Source organism: Asanoa hainanensis, assembly GCF_900188485.1.
GTDB classification, from domain to species: Bacteria; Actinomycetota; Actinomycetes; order Mycobacteriales; family Micromonosporaceae; genus Asanoa; species Asanoa hainanensis.
The window spans coordinates 70,156-89,473 of record NZ_FZPH01000020.1 but is presented as its reverse complement, the minus strand read 5'-3'; the positions used below and the strand labels follow the sequence as shown (position 1 = coordinate 89,473).

General features: G+C 70.4%; 16 protein-coding genes, 1 pseudogene and 1 riboswitch. Of the genes and pseudogenes, 14 read left to right on the top strand and 3 right to left on the bottom strand.

The annotated features are described in order from the left end of the window. The first annotated feature begins 38 nt into the window (after positions 1–38). A complete protein-coding gene (locus CHC05_RS34840) occupies positions 39–749 on the top strand; it encodes a dTMP kinase (RefSeq protein ID WP_089254888.1) in 711 nt (236 codons plus the stop codon). On the opposite strand, the gene CHC05_RS34835 is transcribed toward CHC05_RS34840, so the two are convergent. Beyond that, positions 679–1,359, bottom strand: a complete 681-nt coding sequence (locus CHC05_RS34835) for an SDR family NAD(P)-dependent oxidoreductase (protein WP_089254887.1) — start codon at positions 1,357–1,359, stop codon at positions 679–681. The two genes, CHC05_RS34840 and CHC05_RS34835, sit on opposite strands and share 71 nt — an antisense overlap. 74 nt (positions 1,360–1,433) lie before the next feature. Between CHC05_RS34835 and CHC05_RS34830 the strand changes: the two genes are divergently transcribed. From CHC05_RS34830 to CHC05_RS34810, 5 genes are all read left to right on the top strand, one after another. Then, the gene (locus tag CHC05_RS34830) at positions 1,434–2,447 is read left to right on the top strand and encodes an NAD-dependent epimerase/dehydratase family protein (RefSeq protein ID WP_089254886.1); all 1,014 of its coding nucleotides are present in this window, start codon (positions 1,434–1,436) and stop codon (positions 2,445–2,447) included. A gap of 80 nt (positions 2,448–2,527) precedes the next feature. After that, a complete protein-coding gene (locus CHC05_RS34825) occupies positions 2,528–3,406 on the top strand; it encodes a MurR/RpiR family transcriptional regulator (protein ID WP_425426890.1) in 879 nt (292 codons plus the stop codon). Beyond that, on the top strand, positions 3,403–4,314 hold the full coding sequence (locus tag CHC05_RS34820; protein ID WP_089254884.1) for an N-acetylmuramic acid 6-phosphate etherase: 912 nt from the start codon (positions 3,403–3,405) through the stop codon (positions 4,312–4,314). The genes CHC05_RS34825 and CHC05_RS34820 overlap by 4 nt, the downstream gene beginning before the upstream one ends. A 397-nt stretch (positions 4,315–4,711) precedes the next feature. After that, positions 4,712–5,635, top strand: coding sequence for a sigma-70 family RNA polymerase sigma factor (locus CHC05_RS34815; RefSeq protein WP_425426892.1), 924 nt, complete (start codon positions 4,712–4,714; stop codon positions 5,633–5,635). A gap of 136 nt (positions 5,636–5,771) precedes the next feature. Continuing rightward, positions 5,772–6,713: a DNA-3-methyladenine glycosylase family protein gene (locus tag CHC05_RS34810; protein ID WP_144022902.1), complete on the top strand. Its 942-nt coding sequence runs from the start codon at positions 5,772–5,774 to the stop codon at positions 6,711–6,713. A gap of 62 nt (positions 6,714–6,775) precedes the next feature. Here CHC05_RS34810 and CHC05_RS34805 read toward each other — a convergent pair whose 3' ends face one another. Continuing rightward, complete coding sequence (locus tag CHC05_RS34805; RefSeq protein ID WP_089254881.1) at positions 6,776–7,732, bottom strand: C40 family peptidase; 957 nt, start codon at positions 7,730–7,732, stop codon at positions 6,776–6,778. 7 nt (positions 7,733–7,739) lie between these two features. Then, positions 7,740–7,871: riboswitch (cyclic di-AMP (ydaO/yuaA leader) on the bottom strand. A 268-nt stretch (positions 7,872–8,139) separates the two neighbouring features. Between CHC05_RS34805 and CHC05_RS34800 the strand changes: the two genes are divergently transcribed. The 8 genes from CHC05_RS34800 to CHC05_RS34765 all read left to right on the top strand — a co-directional run bounded on the left by CHC05_RS34800 (position 8,140) and on the right by CHC05_RS34765 (position 18,441). After that, complete coding sequence (locus tag CHC05_RS34800; RefSeq protein ID WP_089254880.1) at positions 8,140–8,988, top strand: ABC transporter ATP-binding protein; 849 nt, start codon at positions 8,140–8,142, stop codon at positions 8,986–8,988. After that, positions 8,985–9,761, top strand: a complete 777-nt coding sequence (locus CHC05_RS34795; RefSeq protein WP_089254879.1) for an ABC transporter ATP-binding protein — start codon at positions 8,985–8,987, stop codon at positions 9,759–9,761. Before CHC05_RS34800 ends, CHC05_RS34795 begins: the two co-directional genes overlap by 4 nt. Then, a complete protein-coding gene (locus tag CHC05_RS34790) occupies positions 9,758–11,623 on the top strand; it encodes an AMP-dependent synthetase/ligase (protein WP_089254878.1) in 1,866 nt (621 codons plus the stop codon). Before CHC05_RS34795 ends, CHC05_RS34790 begins: the two co-directional genes overlap by 4 nt. After that, a complete protein-coding gene (locus CHC05_RS34785) occupies positions 11,620–12,504 on the top strand; it encodes a branched-chain amino acid ABC transporter permease (protein ID WP_089254877.1) in 885 nt (294 codons plus the stop codon). The genes CHC05_RS34790 and CHC05_RS34785 overlap by 4 nt, the downstream gene beginning before the upstream one ends. Continuing rightward, positions 12,501–13,622 carry a branched-chain amino acid ABC transporter permease gene (locus tag CHC05_RS34780; RefSeq protein ID WP_089254876.1) on the top strand — a complete coding sequence of 374 codons (1,122 nt, stop codon included), beginning with the start codon at positions 12,501–12,503 and terminating at the stop codon, positions 13,620–13,622. Before CHC05_RS34785 ends, CHC05_RS34780 begins: the two co-directional genes overlap by 4 nt. A gap of 9 nt (positions 13,623–13,631) precedes the next feature. Further along, the gene (locus tag CHC05_RS34775) at positions 13,632–14,915 is read left to right on the top strand and encodes an ABC transporter substrate-binding protein (protein ID WP_089254875.1); all 1,284 of its coding nucleotides are present in this window, start codon (positions 13,632–13,634) and stop codon (positions 14,913–14,915) included. A gap of 333 nt (positions 14,916–15,248) precedes the next feature. Further along, the gene (locus CHC05_RS34770; protein WP_089254874.1) at positions 15,249–15,746 is read left to right on the top strand and encodes a DUF6232 family protein; all 498 of its coding nucleotides are present in this window, start codon (positions 15,249–15,251) and stop codon (positions 15,744–15,746) included. 112 nt (positions 15,747–15,858) lie between these two features. Next, positions 15,859–18,441 (top strand): NACHT domain-containing protein, encoded by a 2,583-nt coding sequence (locus CHC05_RS34765; RefSeq protein ID WP_089254873.1) that lies wholly within the window; start codon positions 15,859–15,861, stop codon positions 18,439–18,441. Here the strand turns inward: CHC05_RS34765 and CHC05_RS34755 are convergent. Beyond that, positions 18,412–19,313: pseudogene (locus CHC05_RS34755) on the bottom strand (helix-turn-helix domain-containing protein). The gene CHC05_RS34765 and the pseudogene CHC05_RS34755 overlap by 30 nt on opposite strands. Positions 19,314–19,318 lie beyond the last annotated feature (5 nt).

Below are 19,318 nucleotides of genomic sequence, written 5' to 3'. Positions count from 1 at the left end.
TACGCCCGGTGGGCCCGCGACCGCTACCGTTGTCCGGCATGGCGGGAGACAGGCGGCTGCGCACGGTCGCGCTGGTGGGCATCGACGGGTCCGGCAAGACCACCCAGGCCAACCGGGTGGCCGTCGTGCTCGCCGACGCCGGTGTGCCGGCGGTCTACCGGCAGAACGCCGGCGGCCGGGCCTGGTTCGGGCACTTCGCGCGGCGGTTCGGGCGGCCCGACGGCCCCAGCCTGGTCGGTCGCGTCGGGATGCTCTGGGTCGAGTCCGTGCTGCGCTGGCTCTCGATCGCCCGCACCCAGTTGCGCACGGCGGTCGGGGCGGACATCGCGGTGATGGACCGGCATGCCGTCTGCCAGTACGTCAGCATCCGGGCGCACGCCGGCGGCCGGGGCGAGCGGTTGGCCCGGTTCTGCTACGGCCGGCTCCGCGCGCCGGACGTCACCGTGCTGCTGGCCATCGACCCGCGTGACGCGTACCGGCGGATCGAGGCCCGGGGCACCGACCACGAGAGCCTGGAATACCTCGCGGCGGCCGACGCGGCGTACCGGTCACTGCCCGAGTCGCCCGGCTTCGTCGTCGTCGACGCGGGCGGTGCGCCCGACGAGGTGACCAGCGCGGTGCTGGCCGTGCTGCGCCCGTGGCTGCCGCCGGTGCATCTCCCGCCGGACCTGGAGCGGCCTATGCCCGCCCGTACACCGGAACCGCGGCCCCGCTCGTCGGCGCCGACTCGTCACTCGCCAGGAACTTGATCACGCCGGCGATCTCGGCTGGCTGCACCCATTTGCTGAAGTCGGCGTCGGGCTGGTCGCGCCGGTTCTGCGGCGTGTCGATGACGCTGGGCAGCACGGCGTTGCAGCGCACCCCCCGCTGCCGGTAGTCGGCGGCGACCCCGTTGGAGAACGCGAGCACGGCCGCCTTCGACAACGCGTACGCGCTGCCGGTCGCGAACGGTGCGAGCGCCGCCCGGGCGGACATGCAGACCACCGCGCCGCCCTCGCGGAGCAGGTGTGGCAGCGCGGCGGAGGTGAGCAGGAAGGTCGGCCGCACGTTGACCGCCAGCAGGCGCTCGACCTCCTCGACGGGCGTCTCGTGCACGAGCGTGCCGCCGCCGTAGCCGCCGACCAGGTTGACCACCGCGCGCAGCGGCGCGTCCGGATCGGCCGTCGCCGCCGCGACCGCGGCGGACACGGCGGCCGGGTCGGTGAGGTCGGTCGCCACCTCGACCACCTCGGGGCGGCCGGTGGCCATGGGCCGGCGGACCGGGGCGACCACCTGCCAGCCGGCGTTGACGAACTCCTCGACGACGGCGCCGCCGAGCCCGCCGTGCGCACCGGAGACCAGCACGGTTCGACCTGTCATGGCCTCACCGTAACCGTTCCGCTGTCAGTGAAAGCCCCTGTGCAAGCACGCCACGCAGTGCGGATGATCGGGCGATGCGACTACTCGTACTCGGTGGAACCGCCTTCCTCGGCCGGGCCGTGGCCCGGACAGCGCTCGCCGCCGGCCATGACGTGACCTGCCTGGCCCGCGGCGAGTCCGGTGCCGCGCTGGATGGCGTGCGGTTCGTCACCGGTGACCGCGACCGGCCCGACGGACTGTCCGCAGTGGATGGTGAGACGTTCGACGCGGTGGTCGACGTGACCCTGCGGCCCAGCCACGCCCGGCACGCGGCGGCCGCACTGGCCGGGCGGGTCGGCCACTACACGTTCGTGTCGACCTGCAACGTCTACCCCGACGACGCCACGCCGGGGCAGCGCGCCGACACCGCCAAGCTGCACGACCCGGCGCCGCCCGAGGTCGACAACCCGCGGGACGGCCAGATGGAGATGTACGGGCCGTGCAAGGTGAGCTGCGAGAACGCGATCCGCGACGGCATCGGCGCCGACCGGGTGTTCCTCCTCCGGGCCGGCCTCATCGTCGGGCCCGAGGACCGCAGCGACCGCTTCCCCTACTGGGTGGCGCGGATGCGCCGCGGTGGCGAGGTGCTGGCACCGGGCTCGCCGGACGACCTGGTGTCGTTCGTGGACGTCGACGACCTCGCCGACTGGGTGCTGCTGGCCGGCCGGACGAGGCTCGCGGGAGCGTACGACGGGATGGGCCCGGCGATGCCACGGTCGCGGTTCCTCGGCGAGCTGCGCGCCGCGCTCGCTCCGCCCGGCACCACACTGACCTGGGTCGACCAGGAGTTCCTGGTCGAGCAGGACGTGCGGCCCTGGTCGGGCGACCGGGCCCTGCCGCTGTGGCTGCCGTTGCCCGAATACGCCGGGTTCATGACCAGGGACGTGACCCGCTCGGTGGAGGCCGGTCTGCCGGCGCGTCCGATTGCCGACACGGCCCTGCGTACCGCCCACTGGATGGAGTCCGCGCCGCAAGACGTCAAGGCTGGCGGGTTGGCCGCCGAAGACGAGGCGTTCGTCCTGCGGGAGTGGCACGCACGGTCGGCCTGACCGCGCGCCGTGGGTAGTTGACGCCGCTCGGCGCGTGAAAGTAAGTTTCATGCGTGGCGAAGACAGCGAAGGTTTCTGCGATGCCCGAAGCGGGCCTGATCGTTCAGATCAGCGGGTTGCTCCCGGCGCTGTCTCCGGCCGAGCAGCGGGTCGCCCGGCTGGTGGTGGCCGATCCGGCCGACGCGGCCCGGCGGACCATCACCGACCTGGCGACGGCGGCCGAGACCTCGGAGGCGACGGTCATCCGGTTCTGCCGGTCCGTCGGCCTCGAAGGCTACCCCCAGCTGCGGATCCGGCTCGCCGCCGAAGCCGCGCGGCGCGTCGAGCCGGTCGACGCCCGGGTGGTCGGCGGCGACATCCCGCCCGGCGCCGACTTCGCGCAGATCATCGCCACGATCGCGTTCAACGACGCGCGTGCCGTCGAGGAGACCGCGCAGCAGCTCGACCCCGAGGTCTGCGAGGCGGTCGTCGAGGCGCTCAACGCGGCCAGCCGGATCGAGATCTACGGCGCCGGCGCCAGCGGCTTCGTCGCGTCCGACTTCCAGCAGAAGCTGCACCGCATCGGCCGCACCGCGTACTACTGGCCCGACGTGCACTCGGCGCTGACCTCGGCGGCGCTGCTCGGCCGCGGTGACGTCGCGATCGGCATCTCGCACACCGGCACCACCGGCGACGTGCTCGACGTGCTCGAGGTGGCCCGGTCCCGGGGTGCGACGACGGTCGCGCTGACCAACTTCCCGCGGTCGCCGATCGCCGACGTCGCCGACCACGTGCTGACCACCGCCGCCCGCGAGACCACCTACCGTTCCGGCGCCACCGCCAGCCGGTTGGCCCAGCTCACCGTCGTCGACTGCCTCTTCGTCGGGGTCGCGGCGCGCAACCGCGCGAAGGCCAGAAAGGCGTTGGAGGTCACCGCGGAGGCGGTGCGGTCCCGCCGGGTCACGCGGCGGCGCGGGTGAGCGGACCCGAGGTGGTCCGCGTCGCGGCGCCGACCGAACGCCGCAACCCGGCGTCGTACGACCTCGACCTGCTGCCGACGCGAGACGTGCTGCGACTGATCAACGACGCCGACCGGACCGTGCCCGGCGCGGTCGCCGAGGTGCTCGACGCGGTCGTCGTCGCCGTCGACCTGGCGGTCGAGGCGCTGCGGGCGGGTCGCCGGGTGCACTACTTCGGCGCCGGCACGTCGGGTCGGGTCGGCGTGGTCGACGCCGCCGAGATCCCGCCGACCTTCGGGTCGCCGGTCGACTGGTTCTGCCCGCACCTGGCCGGTGGGCAGGATGCGATGTTCGGCGCGATCGAGGACGCCGAGGACGACAGCGACGCGGGTACGCGGGAAGCGCGCACCTGCGTGCGACCGGCGGACCTGGTGATCGGGCTTGCCGCCTCCGGGCGTACGCCCTATGTGCTCGGTGCGTTGCGCGAGGCCCGTGCGCTGGGTGCGCGCACCGCGCTGGTCGCGGCCGACCCGCATGCCGCCGCCCGCGCCGACGTCGACCTGTTCATCGGTCTCGACACCGGCCCCGAGGTGGTCACCGGCTCGACCCGGATGAAAGCCGCGAGTGCCCAGAAACTGGTGCTGCACGCCTTCTCGACGACCGTGATGGTGCGGCTCGGCCGGGTCTACTCGAACCTCATGATCGACCTGTCGGCGACCAACGCGAAGCTCCGCGGCCGGATGATCTCCATCCTGATGGAGGCCACCGGTTGTCCGGAAGCCGACTGCACGCGCGCGCTGACCGCCGCCGACGGCGATTTGAAGATCGCACTGGTGTCTCTCGTCTCAGGAGCCCCGGTCGGGGAAGCCCGCGCCGCCCTCGCGCGTTCACACCAACAGGTACGGGAAGCACTCTCGCTTCTTGCCTGAGGTTGGTTCCGCAGTGAACCGTGGCGCTCTGTGGTGCGTTTCACTACACAGTGATGCGGATCCCATCGGAGCAGTGGTCTACGTCGCTGCGGAAGAACAGCCGGAAATGGTGTGATAAATAGGGCGCGCGGATGAGCCAACGGCGGCAGGCCCGCGACCCGATCTTCAGACCCTGAGAGCTAGCCGAGTGAATATGACACTCACTCTCAGGAACCACTCAGGCATTCGTGACAGTTTCGACTCGCAAGACGGAATCCCCGGAGCGTCTCAACTGTTGTGTAGGTGTCAGCACTGATGGGGCACCTCGCGGGTTACCGGGGAGGGGCAGGTCGGTGTGAAGCACGAGAACGTTGGGGTTACCGAGGGGACAGTGGGCAACGTGGAGAACAACATCGTGATGCGCACGGACGAGGTCGCCGAAGAGCGCGACCTGGTCGGCGTCTACCTGCACGAGATCTCCCGGACGCCGTTGCTGGACGCGGCCCGGGAGGTGGAGCTCTCCAAGTCGATCGAGGCCGGCCTCTACGCGGAACACCTTCTCGACGAGGACAAGGTTCCCTCCGGAGTCGAGCGCGAAGAGCTCAAGACGCTGGTGGTCGAGGGTGACCGGGCCAAGGACCTGTTCATCCGCGCCAACCTGCGGCTGGTCGTGTCGATCGCACGGCGCTACGTGCGGTCCGGCATGCCGATGCTCGACCTGATCCAGGAAGGCAACACCGGCCTGGTGCGGGCCGTCGAGAAGTTCGACTACGAGCGCGGCTTCAAGTTCTCCACGTACGCGACGTGGTGGATCCGGCAGGCGATCAGCCGGGCCATCGCCCAGCAGGAGCGCACCGTGCGACTGCCGGTGCACCTGGTCGAAGACGTCAACCGCATGCGCAACGTGGCCCGCCAGCTCACCCGTGAGCTCGGTTCCGACCCGGAGCCGGAGCAGATCGCGAACGCCCTGGGCGTGCCGGTCGAGCGGGTGCACGAGCTGGTCCGCTGGTCCCAGGACACGGTCTCCCTGGACACTCCGGTCGGCGACGACGGCGACACCAACCTCGGCGACCTGGTCGCCGACAACGACGCTCCGTCCCCGGAAGACGTGGTGCTCTCGACGCTCGAGCGGCAGCGCATCGAGAGCCTGCTCAACCACCTCGACGACCGGTCGGCCGGCATCATGCGGGCGCGGTACGGCCTCGAGGACGGGCGCGAGCACTCGCTGACCGAGGTGGCGTCGCGGTTCTCGCTCTCCCGTGAGCGGATCCGCCAGCTCGAGATCCAGGCGCTGGGCCGGCTCCGTGAGCTCGCCCGGGCCGAGGGTCTGCAGGCCGCGTAACAACCGCATACGTCGACGGCCGGTGTTCCCCTCGGGGACGCCGGCCGTTTTCGTGGCCTCGTGGGGTCGATCACTGTTGGTGTGTGCTGGGTCGGCCCGCCTGGAAAGTGTCGTACCCATGCGGGAGGTTGGTCCCATGACACCTACCGTGGTTCATCGGGCGGTCCTGCCGGCCGCCCAGCCTTACGAGTTCGCGCTCAGCGTCCGGGCCCTCGAGGGGTTCACGCCGATGGCGGGCGACCATCGCGTCGCCGACGGCGTCGTGCGCCGCGCGTTCGCCCATCCCGACGTCACCAAGGCCGCCGCGGGGGCGGCCGTGGTGGCCGAGGTCGGGGAAGCCTCTTCCGGCGGCGTGCGCTTGGCGGTCTTCGCTTCGTCGCGGCTGTCGTCGGGCGAGGCCGCCGCTGTGGAGCGCACCGTCTCCGATTGGCTCGGTCTCCGCGACGACCTGCGTGGCTTCCACGCCGTGGCCGACGCCGACCCGGCGATGGCGCCGCTGCTGCGAGTCGCCCGCGGGCTGCACCAGGTCCGCTTCCCCTCGCTGGCCGAGGCGACCGTCTACTTCACCCTCACCCAGCGCAGCACCCAGTGGTTCGCCGGCGCCCGGCGCCGACGCATGGCGGCCGACCTCGGCCCGTCCCTGGTCGTCGACGACGTGGTCTACCGGGCGTTCCCCGCGTTGGAGGTGGTCGCCGCCCTGCCGGAGGACCGCCTGCTGGCCTACACGGGCAACCCGCAGCGGGCCAGCCGCGTCCGCGAGGTGGCCGCCGGCGTCGCTCAGCTCGGCGAGGGATGGCTGCGGTCCGCGCCCTACTGCGCCGCCCGCACGGCCCTGCTGGCCCTGCCCGGCGTCGGCACCTTCACGGCCGAGGCGCTACTCCTGCGCGGCCTGGGTCGGGCCGACGAGGTCCCGCTGGAGATGCGCCAGTTCCGCCTGGCCGCCGAGCAGCTCTACGGCACCCCGGCACCGAGCCCGGCCGACCTACGCGCCCGCTACGGCCGGCACATCGGCTGGTGGTCCTACGTGACCCGCACGGCGCTTACCTGGGCTGACACCCCGGTCCCGGCGTCGGTCTAAGGCGACCGACGTGTTCCGGCACGCTTGGCGGGTGCCGGAACACGTCGGGTTCGTGTACCGGGTCAGCGCACCCGGCCGTAGCCGTAGGGCGTCATCATGTCGACCGACGCCAGCTTCACCGACTCGCCGAACGTGGGAGCGTGGATGACCTGACCACCACCGACATACAGAGCCACGTGGCCCAGGCCTGAATAGAAGACCAGGTCTCCGGCGGCCAGCTGACTTCGGGAGATGTGGGCGACCGTGTCCCACTGCATCGCCGCGTTGTGTGGCAGCGACTTGCCCGCCGCCTTCCAGGCGGCCAGCGTCAACCCCGAACAGTCGTAACCGTCGGGTCCCTCGGCCGCCCAGACATACGGGGTGCCGATGGCGTTGTACGCGTACCGGACCGCGACGCCGGCCTTGCCGGACACCGACGGAATCTTGCCGGTGTAGGCGGACCCGCCCGACGTCGACGAGCCGTAGGCCTGCTTGCGCAGGTCGTACAGCTTGTCCAGGTCGGCCTGGATCTTCTTCTTGCGGGCCTGCAGCTCCTTGGCCTGCGCGTCCTGCTGGGCCCGCACCGTGGCCAGCCGTTGCTGGTCGGCGGTCAGCTGCTCGCGGGTCTCCTGGAACGTGTCGATCGAGGTCTGGCGTTCCCGGGCCAACGAGTCCAGCGCCGCCATCCGCGACAACAGCCCGTCACTGTCGCCCAGCAGCGCTGTCGCGGTGCCCAACCGGCCCGACTGGTAGGCCGCCACGGCGATGTCACCGACATCGGCCTGGGCCTCGTCGAGCTTCTTCTGCAGCGGGGCGAGGCGGTAGGCCACCTTGCCCGCCTGGGTCTTCGTCGCCTTGGTTTCCTCGTTGAGCTTGTTGTAGGCCTCGACGACCTTCTCCAGCTCGGCAGACGACTTGTTGATTTTGGTGGTGAGCTCGCTGGCCGACGGTTCGGCCGACGCGGCGCCAGCAGGCACAGCGACGACGACCGCCATCGCGACCAGCACGAGCGCACGCAGCGACATCCGTGCTGACGACAAAGGCAGACCCTTCTCCCGCGGCCGCCTACCGGGTTAGCTGACGGATTCGGACGAGAAGGACGCCCTACCGCGCGAACCGCGCGGATTCACCCCAGTGCTCGGTTGGGTCCCCGATTCGCCTACCTGGCCCGGGTCGTCGTGGCGCCCGGGGGACGGGCGCGGCGCGGGCCGGCGATTCGGCGGCACCGGCGCGGTGCCACCCGGGGGGATGGCTGAGGACCACACCGACCGACCCACCGTAACCCCGTGCCCCACCAGCACAACCCCAGCGCGGGCGAACTGCGCCTATTCGGCTGAATGGTCCGCGCCGAATGCGGGACACCTCACAGGTGACCCGCAAAGAAACTTCAGTGGCAGTGCAAAATCCGCGAAGCGGCCCTAGCCCCGGGTGGTGACCACGTAGTTAAATGTGTCCACCTTGTGATCCACGCCACACTGACCACATAAGCGGGGCGCCCGCCGTGCTGCGAGTCAGAAATCTAGAGGTCGTCTACGACGACGTGATGCTTGTGCTGCGCGGTGTCTCCCTCGACCTGCCGAGCGGCGCCATCGTCGCCCTGCTCGGTGCCAACGGCGCGGGCAAGACGACCTTGCTGCGGGCCCTGACCGGGCTGCTCGACGTGCACGACGGCGCCGTCACGAAGGGCTCGGTCACCCTCGACGACCAACAGGTCCACGGCCTGCGGCCGGCCGCCATCGTGCGGCGGGGCGTCAGCCAGGTGATGGAAGGGCGCCGGATCTTCGCCGAGCTCAGCGTGGAGGACAACCTCCGCGTCGGCGGCCACACCAACGCGGGCGCGGTCGGCGACCGGCTCGACCACGTCTACGGCCTGTTCCCGGTGCTCAAGGAGCGGCGCCGGAAGACGGCCGGCTACCTGTCCGGGGGTGAGCAGCAGATGCTCGCGATGGGGCGGGCGCTGATGGCCGAGCCGCGCTACCTGTTGCTCGACGAGCCGAGCCTCGGGCTCGCGCCGCGCCTGGTCGACCAGGTCCGCGAGATCATCGTCGAGATCAACCGCCTGGGCACGGCCGTGCTGCTGGTCGAGCAGAACGCGGCGATGGCCCTGAGCATCGCCAGCCACGGCTACGTGCTGGAGACCGGCAAGGTGGTGCTCGACAAGCCGGCCGACCGCCTGCTCGCCGACGACGACGTGCGCGAGTTCTACCTGGGCCTCGGCGCCGCCGACACGGGCGCCGCCCGCCGCTCCTTCCGCGACGTCAAGCACTACAAGAGGCGCAAGCGGTGGTTGTCATGAGCGAGGAGATCCTGGTCTTCGACGACGTCCGGTTGAGCTTCGCCGGGGTCAAGGCGATCGACGGGATCAGCTTCACCGTTGGCGCCCGCGAGCTGTTCGCCATCATCGGGCCCAACGGCGCCGGCAAGACCTCGATCTTCAACGTGCTCTCGGGTGTCTACCGCCCGCAGCACGGCCGGGTGGTCTTCGACGGCGCCGACCTGATCGGTCGCCGGCCGCACCAGATCGCCGCCCGCGGCATGGCGCGCACTTTCCAGAACGTCGAGCTCTTCGCGAACCTCACCGTCCTCGACAACCTGATGCTGGGCCGGCACCACCACATCGGGTACGGGACGCTGGCCGCCCTGGCCTGGCTGGGTCGCGCCCGCCGGGCCGAGGTCGCCGCCCGCGCCAAGGTCGAGGACATCATCGACTTCCTCGAGCTCGAACAGTGGCGGCGGCTGCCGGTCGGCCTGCTGCCCTACGGCGTCCAGAAGCGCGTCGAGCTCGGTCGCGCCCTCGCCATGGAGCCCAAGCTGCTCCTCCTCGACGAGCCGGTCGGCGGCATGAACGTCGAGGAGACCGAGGACATGGCCCGCTACATCCTCGACATCCGCGACGAGCTGGACATCCCGATCGTGCTGGTCGAGCACGACATGGGCCTGGTGATGGACCTCGCCGACCGGGTGATGGTGGTCGACTTCGGCCGCCCGGTCGCCACCGGCATCCCCGCCGAGATCCAGCACGACCCCGACGTGATCCGCGCCTATCTGGGGGAGGTGGAACGGGCATGACGCTGGCGCCGGCCCGCACCGACACGGTGACCACGATCGCGTCCCGGATCCGCGACCGGGCGGCGGCGACGCCGCACGGCGTCGCGATGCGCGAGAAACACCACGGCATCTGGCGGCAGTACTCGTGGTCCGACTACTGGGACCAAGCCCTGACCGTGGCGCACGGCCTGCTCGCCCTCGGCGTCGAGCCCGGCGACCGGGTCGCGGTGCACGCCGACAACCGGCCCGAGTGGCTGTTCACCGACGTGGCCACGGTCGCGGTGCGGGCGATGACGGTCGGCCTCTATCCGACGAACCCGGCGCCCGAGGTCGGCTACCTGCTGTCCCACTCCGGCGCCAAGGTGCTGGTCGCCGAGGACCAGGAGCAGGTCGACAAGGCGCTCGAGGTGATCGGTGACTGCCCCGACCTGGAGCGGGTGGTCTACCTGGAGCCCCGCGGCATCCGCCACCGCTACGACCACCCGGCCCTGCTCGCCTGGGACGACCTGCTGGCGCTCGGGCGCGAGCACCGGTCCGCGCACGCCGACGCCGTCGCCGACCTGATGGCCACCGCGACCCCCGACGACATCGCCACGCTGATCTACACCTCGGGCACCACCGGCCCGCCGAAGGGCGCGATGCTCTCGGTGGCCAATGTGGACTTCGCGGTGCGCACGATCAGCCGGGGCCGGGGTTTCGCCGGCTCACCGCCGGGGCCGGGCGACCTGTCGGTCTCCTACCTTCCGCTGTGCCACGTCGCCGAGCGGATCTTCACGATCTGGTTCAACGCCGGCGCCGGCATCCAGGTCAACTTCGCCGAGTCGATCGCCACCGTGCAGGCCAACCTGCGCGAGGTGCAGCCGACGATCCTGTTCGGTGTTCCCCGGATCTGGGAGAAGATGCTGGCCACGGTGCAGATCAAGCTGGCCAACGCGTCGCCGCTCAAGCGGCTCAACGCCCGGCTCTGGCTGCGGGTGGCCGACCGGATCGGCGCCACGCTCGTGCGCACCGGCGGGGTGCACACCACGGGGACCCGGCTGGCGTACGCGGTCGGCTGGCTCTTCTTCTATCGGGCCCTGCGCGAACGCGTCGGCATCGGCCGGGTCCGGTTCGCGGCCTCGGGCGCCGCCCCGATCGCACCCGACGTGCTGCGCTTCTTCATGGGCATCGGCGTGCCGATGTACGAGGTCTACGGCATGACCGAGAGCTCGGCGATCGCGACCGGCAACCGGCCCAGGCGGGTCCGCCTCGGCACGGTCGGCGAGCCCGAGGAAGACGTGGAGCTGCGCCTGGACCCGGCCACCGGCGAGATCGAGCTCCGGCACGCCGGCGTGTTCGTCGGCTACTTCAACGACCCGGCGGCCACCGCGCGGGCGAAGACCGCGGACGGCTGGCTGCGCACCGGCGACGTGGGGGAGTGGGACGGCCCCGACCATCTGCGGATCACGGACCGCGCCAAGGACATCATGATCACGTCGGGCGGCAAGAACATCGCACCGAGCGAGATCGAGAACGCGCTCAAGGCCTCGCCGTACGTCAAAGAGGCGATCCTGGTCGGCGACCGCCGGCCGTTCCTCGGCGCGCTGATCGGCATCGAGTGGGACACCGTCGGCGAGTGGGCGCAGCGTCGGGGGATCGGCTACACCACCTATCGCGACCTGTCCGACAAGCCGGAGGTACGCGCGCTGGTGCAGTCGGTGGTCGACGACGTCAACCGCCGGCACGCGCCGGTCGAGCAGGTGCGCGAGTTCCGCATGCTGCCCAAGGAGCTCGACCACGAGGACGGCGAGCTGACCGCGACCCAGAAGGTCCGCCGCTCGGCGGTAGCCGACCTGTTCGGCGACCTGGTCGAGGACCTCTACACCGCCCGAGTCAAGACATGATTGCTCTGCTCGAGGGGATAGTCCGGGGGCTGGGCGTCGGCAGCGTCTACGCGTTGCTGGCGCTCGGTTTCGTCATCATCTACAAGGCGACCCGGGTGATCAGCTTCGCCCAGCCCGCCCTGATGCTCGCCGGTGTCGTGCTGGTCAGCCACCTGGCCGGCCCGCTCGGGTTCTGGGTCGCCCTGCCGGTGGCCGCGCTGCTGACCGCCGTGCTGGCGTTGGGCATCGAGCGCGGCGCGGTGCGCCCGATGGTCGGCCGCCCGGCGTTCGTCGTCGCGATCATCACGCTCGGCGTCGACGTCGCCATCCGCGTGGTGGTCAACATCTTCATCGGCCTCGACGTGCGCAACGTGCACGACCCCTGGGGCCTCGACAGCTGGCAGCTCGGCTCGCTCCAGGTGCAGCAGCGGCACGTCGCCGCCTTCCTGGCCACGGCACTGCTGGTCGCCGCGCTGTTCGCGTTCTTCCGGTTCACCCGGATGGGCCTGGCCATGCGCGCCGCCGCCGACGACCAGGAAGCGGCGCTGGCCCAAGGGGTCTCGGTCGGCGCGGTGTTCGCCCTGAGCTGGGCGCTGGCCGGCGCGCTGGCGGCGGTGGGCGGCACGTTCGCGACCGCGGGCGTCAGCTTCGACGGCAACCTCTGGCTCACCGCGCTCGTCGCGCTTCCGGTGATCATCCTCGGCGGGCTGGACTCGCTGCCCGGCGCCGTGCTCGGCGGGCTGGCGGTCGGCGTCGCGCAGGAGCTGGTCGCCACGTACCAGAACGACCTGCCGTGGCTCGGTGGCAACGTCTCGGTGATCACGCCGTACGTGCTCATGCTGCTGGTCCTGCTCGTCCGCCCCTACGGGCTCTTCGGCACGCGGGAGGTCGAGCGCGTATGACCGTCGCCACCAAGGCTCCGCGCGGCCGGCCGCTGCTGTTCACCTCGTACCCCAGCGAGATGAGCCTGTTCCCGACGACCACCCGCAAGGTGGCGTTCGGCGTGCTGCTCGCGGTGACCGCGCTCCTGCCCTTCCTGCTGGCCGACGCCGAGCTGCAACTGCTCGCGACCTGCTGCATCGCCGCGATCGGCGCGATCGGGCTGGGCCTCGTGACCGGGTACGCCGGCCAGGTCTCCCTCGGGCACGCCTTCTTCCTCGGCATCGGCGCGTACACGGCGTCGGTGATCAGCGGTGACCCCGACGGCCGCACCGTCGGCTACGGCGTCACCAACATCCTCGTCTGGCTGCCCGCCGCGGGCCTGGTCGCCGGGCTGTTCGGCGTCATCGTGGCACCGCTGGCCACCCGGCTGCGCGGCCTCTACCTGGCGATCGTCACGCTGGGCCTGGTCTTCATCGGCCAGCACGTCTTCAACGAGTGGGCCAGCGTCACCGGCGGCGTCGGCGTGGGCCGGCCCGCACCCACGTTGGAGATCTTCGGCTATTCGCTGTTCACCACCAGCGCCTCGGTCACCCGCGACCAGAAGCTGTTCTGGCTGATGGCCGCGCTGCTGCTGGTGTTCGCGCTGGCGGCACGCAACCTGGCCCGGTCGCGGGTCGGCCGGGCGTTCACGGCGATCCGCGACCGCGACATCGCGGCCGGCGTGATCGGCGTCAACCTGGCCCGCTACAAGACGATCGCGTTCGCGGTCTCGTCCTTCTACGCCGGCTGCGCGGGCGCGCTGCTGTTCACGGTGACGGGCTACATCGAGCCGACGTCGTTCAGCCTGCTGCTGTCGGTCCAGTACATCGCGATGGTGTTGATCGGCGGTGCCGGCACCATCTCCGGTGCGATCGCGGGGGCGTTCTTCATCACCCTGCTGCCCCGGATCATCCGCGAGCTGCAGGCGTTTCTCCCGTTCATCAGCACGGACGCCAACGAGGTGCCCAACGTGCTCCAGGTCGAGTCGATCCTCTACGGCGTCCTGATCATCGTGTTCCTGATTTTCGAACCGCGCGGGCTCTTCGGCCTGTGGGTCCGTGCGCGCAACTACTGGAAGTCCTGGCCCTTCTCCTACTAAGAGGTGCGCATGAAGCGACTGGCATCCGGTGCCGTGGTCGTCCTCCTCGCGGTCGCCCTCGGCGGCTGCCGTGGCAGCGATGCGGAGACCGAGGAGTCCGGCATCAAAACCGACGTCGGTGTGACGTCCGAGCCTTGCCCCGAAGCCGTCAACAAAGACAAGGGCTGCATCTACCTCGGCATCCTGTCGGACCTGACCGAGGGCCCGTTCCGGGCGCTGGCGGTCCCGATCACCGACGCGCAGAAGGCGTTCTGGAAGCGCGTCAACACGAACGGCGGCATCGGCGACTACGAGGTCGACGTCACCAAATACATCCGCGACAACAAATACAACCCGCAGGTGACCAACCAGGTGTACCAGGAGATCAAGCCGAACATCCTGGCGCTGGCGCAGACCCTGGGGTCGCCGACCACCGCGGCCATCCTGCCCGACATGAAGTCGAACAACGTGGTCGGTTCGCCGGCCGCGTGGACCTCGGCGTACGCGTTCGAAGACGTGATCATCGAGTCCGGTGCCAACTACTGCATCGAGTCGATGAACGCGCTCGACTACGCCAACGAGGTTTACCAGCCGAAGAAGGTCATGGCCGTGCACCTGGCCGGTGACTACGGCGACGACGCGGCGGCCGGCGCCAAGCTCGCGTCGGAGAAGCTCGGCTTCGAGTTCGCCAACGTGAAGACCGACAGCGGCACCGACAAGCAGGCCGGCGCGATCGGGGCGATCCTTTCGCAGCAGCCCGACGTCGTGATCCTGACGACGGGCCCGGCCGACGCGGCCGCGGTCATCGGCGGTGCGGCGGCCCGGGGCTTCAAGGGCCGCTTCATCGGTACGAGCCCGACCTGGAACCCGGCCCTGCTGCAGAGCCCGGCCGGTCCGGCGCTGACCGCGCTCTACGAGCAGAGCGGGCCGTGGGGTTCGTGGGGCACCGACTCGCCGGGCCACAAGGCCATGCGGGACGCGCTGCCGGGCAAGACGCCCTCCGACGGCTACACGTCCGGCTGGGTCTGGTCGTACCCGATGAAGGCCGCCCTGGAGAAGGCGAACGCCAACGGTGACCTGACCCGGGCGGGCGTGCTGGCCGCCGTCAAGCAGCTCAACTCGGTCGACTACGAGGGCATGCTGCCGACGGGTGCCGGCAACTACGCCGGAGGCGCGTCAGGGACGTTCCGCCAGACGCAGATCTCCAAGGTGGACGCGGCGGCGCCGACCGGCGTCACCCCGGTCCGCCCGCTCTTCGAGGGTCCGACCGCGAAGGCGTTCACTCTCGACAAGCCCTGCTTCGAACAGCTCTGAGGATCCATCCGGCGGCCGCCGTGTCCCGCGGGCACGGCGGCCGCTTTGTCGCAATTTTCGGGTCCCACCCACGGGAGTGACGGTGCATACCGCGCCCAACCTGGGTAAATACCCGGCTACACCGCCGCCAGCGGCATCCCGAAGTGCCAGGTGGCCGATTGCGGCACTTCCCTCAACTAGCTTGCGTTTCGCACAATGGCAGTAGAGCTTTTCCGCCGCTCATCGGGCGGGCTCTCCGCGGATCAACGCGACCTGCCTTCGCTTCTCTGGAGGGCCGATCGGGAACGGCACGTCACAGCACAGCCCGCACCACGGAGCTGCTGGAGGCACCCCGTGAACGCAACCCGCCCGCAACCCATCACCTCGGCCAGCCCACCGCCGACACCGCTCTACCGGCAGCCCGGCATCCTCGTCACGAGCGAGGCCTTCGTGGTGGCCGGCCGGCGGTTCCCGGTGCGCGACCTGTCCAACCTGCGCACCGCGCGCGGCCCGCACGACCGCCTCACCATGCGGTCGGTCCTGGTCACCGGCGCGGTCCTGGGCAGCGTCGGCATCGCCATGAGCTTCAGCGGCGCGACCCTGAGCCCGACGGTGTTCCTCCTGCTGGGCGCGGCGGCGTTCGTGCCGATCGCCCTGGTCTCCTTCCGCCACCGGATGCGCCCGCGGGCCTACGAGCTCTGGGGCGACTACCGCGGCATGACGGTGCTGCTGTTCAGCTCAGACGAAGAGCGCGAATACGGCCAGGTAACCAGAGCCCTGCTCCGCGCCCAGGAGGTCTACCGCATGGGCGGCATGGCCTCACCGCCCCTGGTCAACGTCTACCCGTGGTAAACGACTTTCCCGAATAGAGCGCTCGCACGGCGGGCGGGCGCGGGTCGCCGGCGAACTCCCTAGGGTTCGCCGGCGACCTTTCTTTATTGGTTGTCTTGAGTACCCTGCGTGCATGCGGGACTCCTCACCGCTCACCTACGCGGGTGCACTCCAGATCATCCACGGCCGCCAACACCGCATCCTCCGCCTCCTCGACCGGCTCGCCGATGCGGGACTGCTGCTGGGCGCCGTGGTGTTCCCGCCGGTGCTGGCGCTGGTCGACGCCAAGCAAGAGCTGACCGGCGCGCTGCGTGACGGCCTCGGGCGGGCCACGGAGCGGCTCGGCAGCGCCGGTGGCCGCGACCGCTTGGAGCTGATCGCGGCAGCGCACACGACCGTCGCGCTGTCGGCCATCTTCGATGCGATCGCACAGCGGGTCGGCCCGAGCTTCGCGCGGCTGGAGGTCACGGAGGAGGAGAAGCTACAGCTCGCCTCCGCCCCGGGACATCTGGTGAAGCAGCAGGAGTGGACGGCCGCCCTGTTGGCAGCCGACATGCCGATGCCCGGTCCTACCCGGGGCTTCCAGGAGAACCTGGTCGAGGAGTTGGCGCCCCGCTTCACGGCTCTGGCCAACAAGGCGGTGGCGTTCTTCGAGGGTCTGCGCGCCTGGCGGGAGCTCGACGTCGACGCCGGTGCTCTGCGCGCGGAGGTGAGCGACCTCGCCATCAGCCTCTATCGGGAGCGCTACACGCAGATGGCGGCCGATGTGCCGGAGTTCTTCGTCTGGGCCTCCATCGGCGAACACGCCGCGACCCGCGACCGCCTCAACACCCTCAACCAGGCGATGGCCGAGATCCTCGCCGGCCAGTCGGAGGCGATGGGAAAGCTGCACGACCTGCTCGCGTCGGCGAACACCCGAGGGCGACCCGAGGTCGACCTCTACCGGTCGCGCCTGGCCCGGGTGAACGCCGCGGCCCTCCACAAGCCGCTTCTGCGGACGGGGAGCGTGCCGTCGGGTCTGTCCCTGCCGACCGTGAGCGAAGGCTTTGTCACCCCGCGCTTCCGCACCGCCCTGTCCGGTCCTGGCGCCAGGGCGTCGCAGGAAGCCTGGTGGACCGACCAGCCGGTGCACGACAGGCTCGACGAGTTCCTCGCCGCCTTTCTGGCGCACCCGCAGTCGGTCCGAGCGCCCTTGGTCGTGCTCGGCCATCCGGGCGCCGGGAAGTCCATGCTGACCTCGGTTCTCGCCGCCCGCCTGCCGTCGGAGTCGTTCACCGTCGTGCCGGTGCAGCTGCGGCGGGTCAACGCGGACGACTCGGTGCACGCGCAGATCGAGACGGCGCTGCAAGATCTGCTGCACGAGCAGGTCTCCTGGGCGCGCATCGCCGACGAGGGCCGCGACGCGGTGCGGGTGGTCCTCCTGGACGGGTTCGACGAGCTGATGCAGGCGACCGGTGCCGCCCAGTCGAGCTACCTGACGGAGGTCAAGGCCTTCCAGGAGCATGAGTACGACCTCGGCCGCCCGGTCGCCGTCGTCGTCACCTCGCGCACGCTGGTCGTCGACCGCGCCCGCATCCCGCCGGGTTGCCTGCTGGTCAAGCTGGAAGATTTCGACAACGCCCAGCTCGGGTCCTGGCTGTCGGCGTGGAATGCGGTGAACGCCGCAGCGGACGGCTTCCGGCCGTTGACGGTCGACGAGGTCCTCCATCATGGAACGTTGGCCCGGCAACCGCTGCTGCTCACGATGTTGGCGATTTACGCCGCCGATCCCGCCGCCGAACGCCTGGACGCGGGCGACCTGTCGACGGCTGCGCTATACCAACGCCTGCTGGAGAGCTTCATCCGCCGGCAGGTCATCGAGAAGCCGGAGCGGCCGCCGGCGCCGGAGGACGTGCCGGCGCTCATAGCCACCGAACGTTGGGCGCTCAGCATCGCCGCGTACGCCATGTTCAACCGGGGTCGGCAGTACGCGGCGGAAGAAGATCTCGACCGCGATCTCGAAGCCCTTCTCGGCGCGGGCGAGCCGCACAGCCAGCGGGGTTTCGGCGCGCGGCTGGGCCGGGCCCGGCAGACGATGGGCAACTTCTTCTTCGTGCACGTCTCGCACGCCGATGAGGGAAGCGGTCCGGGCCGACAGAGTTACGAGTTCCTGCATGCCACCTTCGGCGAGTTCCTGCTCGCGGACCGCGCGATCCGGCTGCTGGAGGGATACGCGCGCCAGCATGCGATTCACCGCGCAGACCCCTCGTCCCACCCCAAGCCGGACGACGGCATGCTGCGGGCGTTGCTGTCACACCAGCCGCTCGTCGAACGTCGCCCGGCCCTCGAGTTCGCTCGGCAGTTGCTGCTGGCCCGCGATGAGCCCTTTCGGCAGCAGATCGTAGAGTCAGCGCGTCACCTGGTCGCCGGCGCCCGCTCCGGGGAGGTGCCGTCGGACTACCGTCCCACGGTCTTCGACGTCATCGACCGTGCTGCTCTCTACACTGTCAACCTGGTGCTGCTCGCGGGAGCGGCCGGGGGCTTCCCGGCGGCCCAGTCGCAGGTGCGGGGGTTCGCGAGGCTGTGGTGGGCGGTGCTGCCGACCGAGTCGTGGGACCGGCTCGAGGAGGCGCTGACCGTCGAGACCAACGCCGGTTCCCAAGCTCTGCGCTTGCACAACGGCCACGGTCGACGAGGTCGGAGCCGCTCATTGTCGAGCGCCATCGACAAGACCTGAGCCCCTGCCGGACGCGTAGGCGTCGGCCGCCCGGCGGAGCAGCGCGCGCGTCTGCGTGTTCGGCAATGCCTCGGTCCACATGCGCTCGAATGCTGTCCGTGCCCGCGCGACCTCCTCGGCGACTTCACTGAGCATGTCGCTCTGAACGTTCTCCGCGTAGAGAACGCCCGGGTCCTGCTCGAAGCCAAGCAGCGTGAAGGAGGTCAGATAATGCGGGACCCCGGCAGCGAAGGGGCGAACTCTGATCTCGATGTTGGGGCGTCGTGTCAGCTCGACGAGCCAACGAAGCTGCTCGCACATCGTCTGGTGATCGCCGACGGGCGGTGGACGATGGACTCGTCGAGCAGCGCGAAGATTTGCGGTGGCGAGGCTCGGTTGAGGATCTCTTCCTGCCGGGTTCGCCGGACCGAGCTCGCGTTCCTTCGGTGCTGCGACGAACCGGTAGGCAGATCGCCGTAGAGGATGTGCTCGATGTAGCTCGGCGTCTGGAAGATGCCCGGAACCAAGATCATCTGATATGAGCTGACGCTGGAAGCTCCCCACTCCAGGCCCACATAGGTGCGGTAATTGGTGCCGAACTCGTGCCTGCGAAGGAGGTCCGACCACCAGCCCCGTCCGCGCGCGGCCGCGGACAGCTCCGCGAGTTGGGCTTCCATCTCCGGCCCGACGCGATAGAGGGCCGCCAGAGTGGCAACATCGGCCGCGCTGACCGACACCCCACCGGATTCGATCCGCATGAGTTTCGACAGCGACCAGCCGAGTTGGCGCACCGCCTCGGCCTGCGTGGTGACATTGACCTCGCGTGCGGTGCGCAGCAGAGCGCGTAAACGACGGCCGGCGATGACCGGACTGGTCGGCGAATCCGACGTCATCAGTC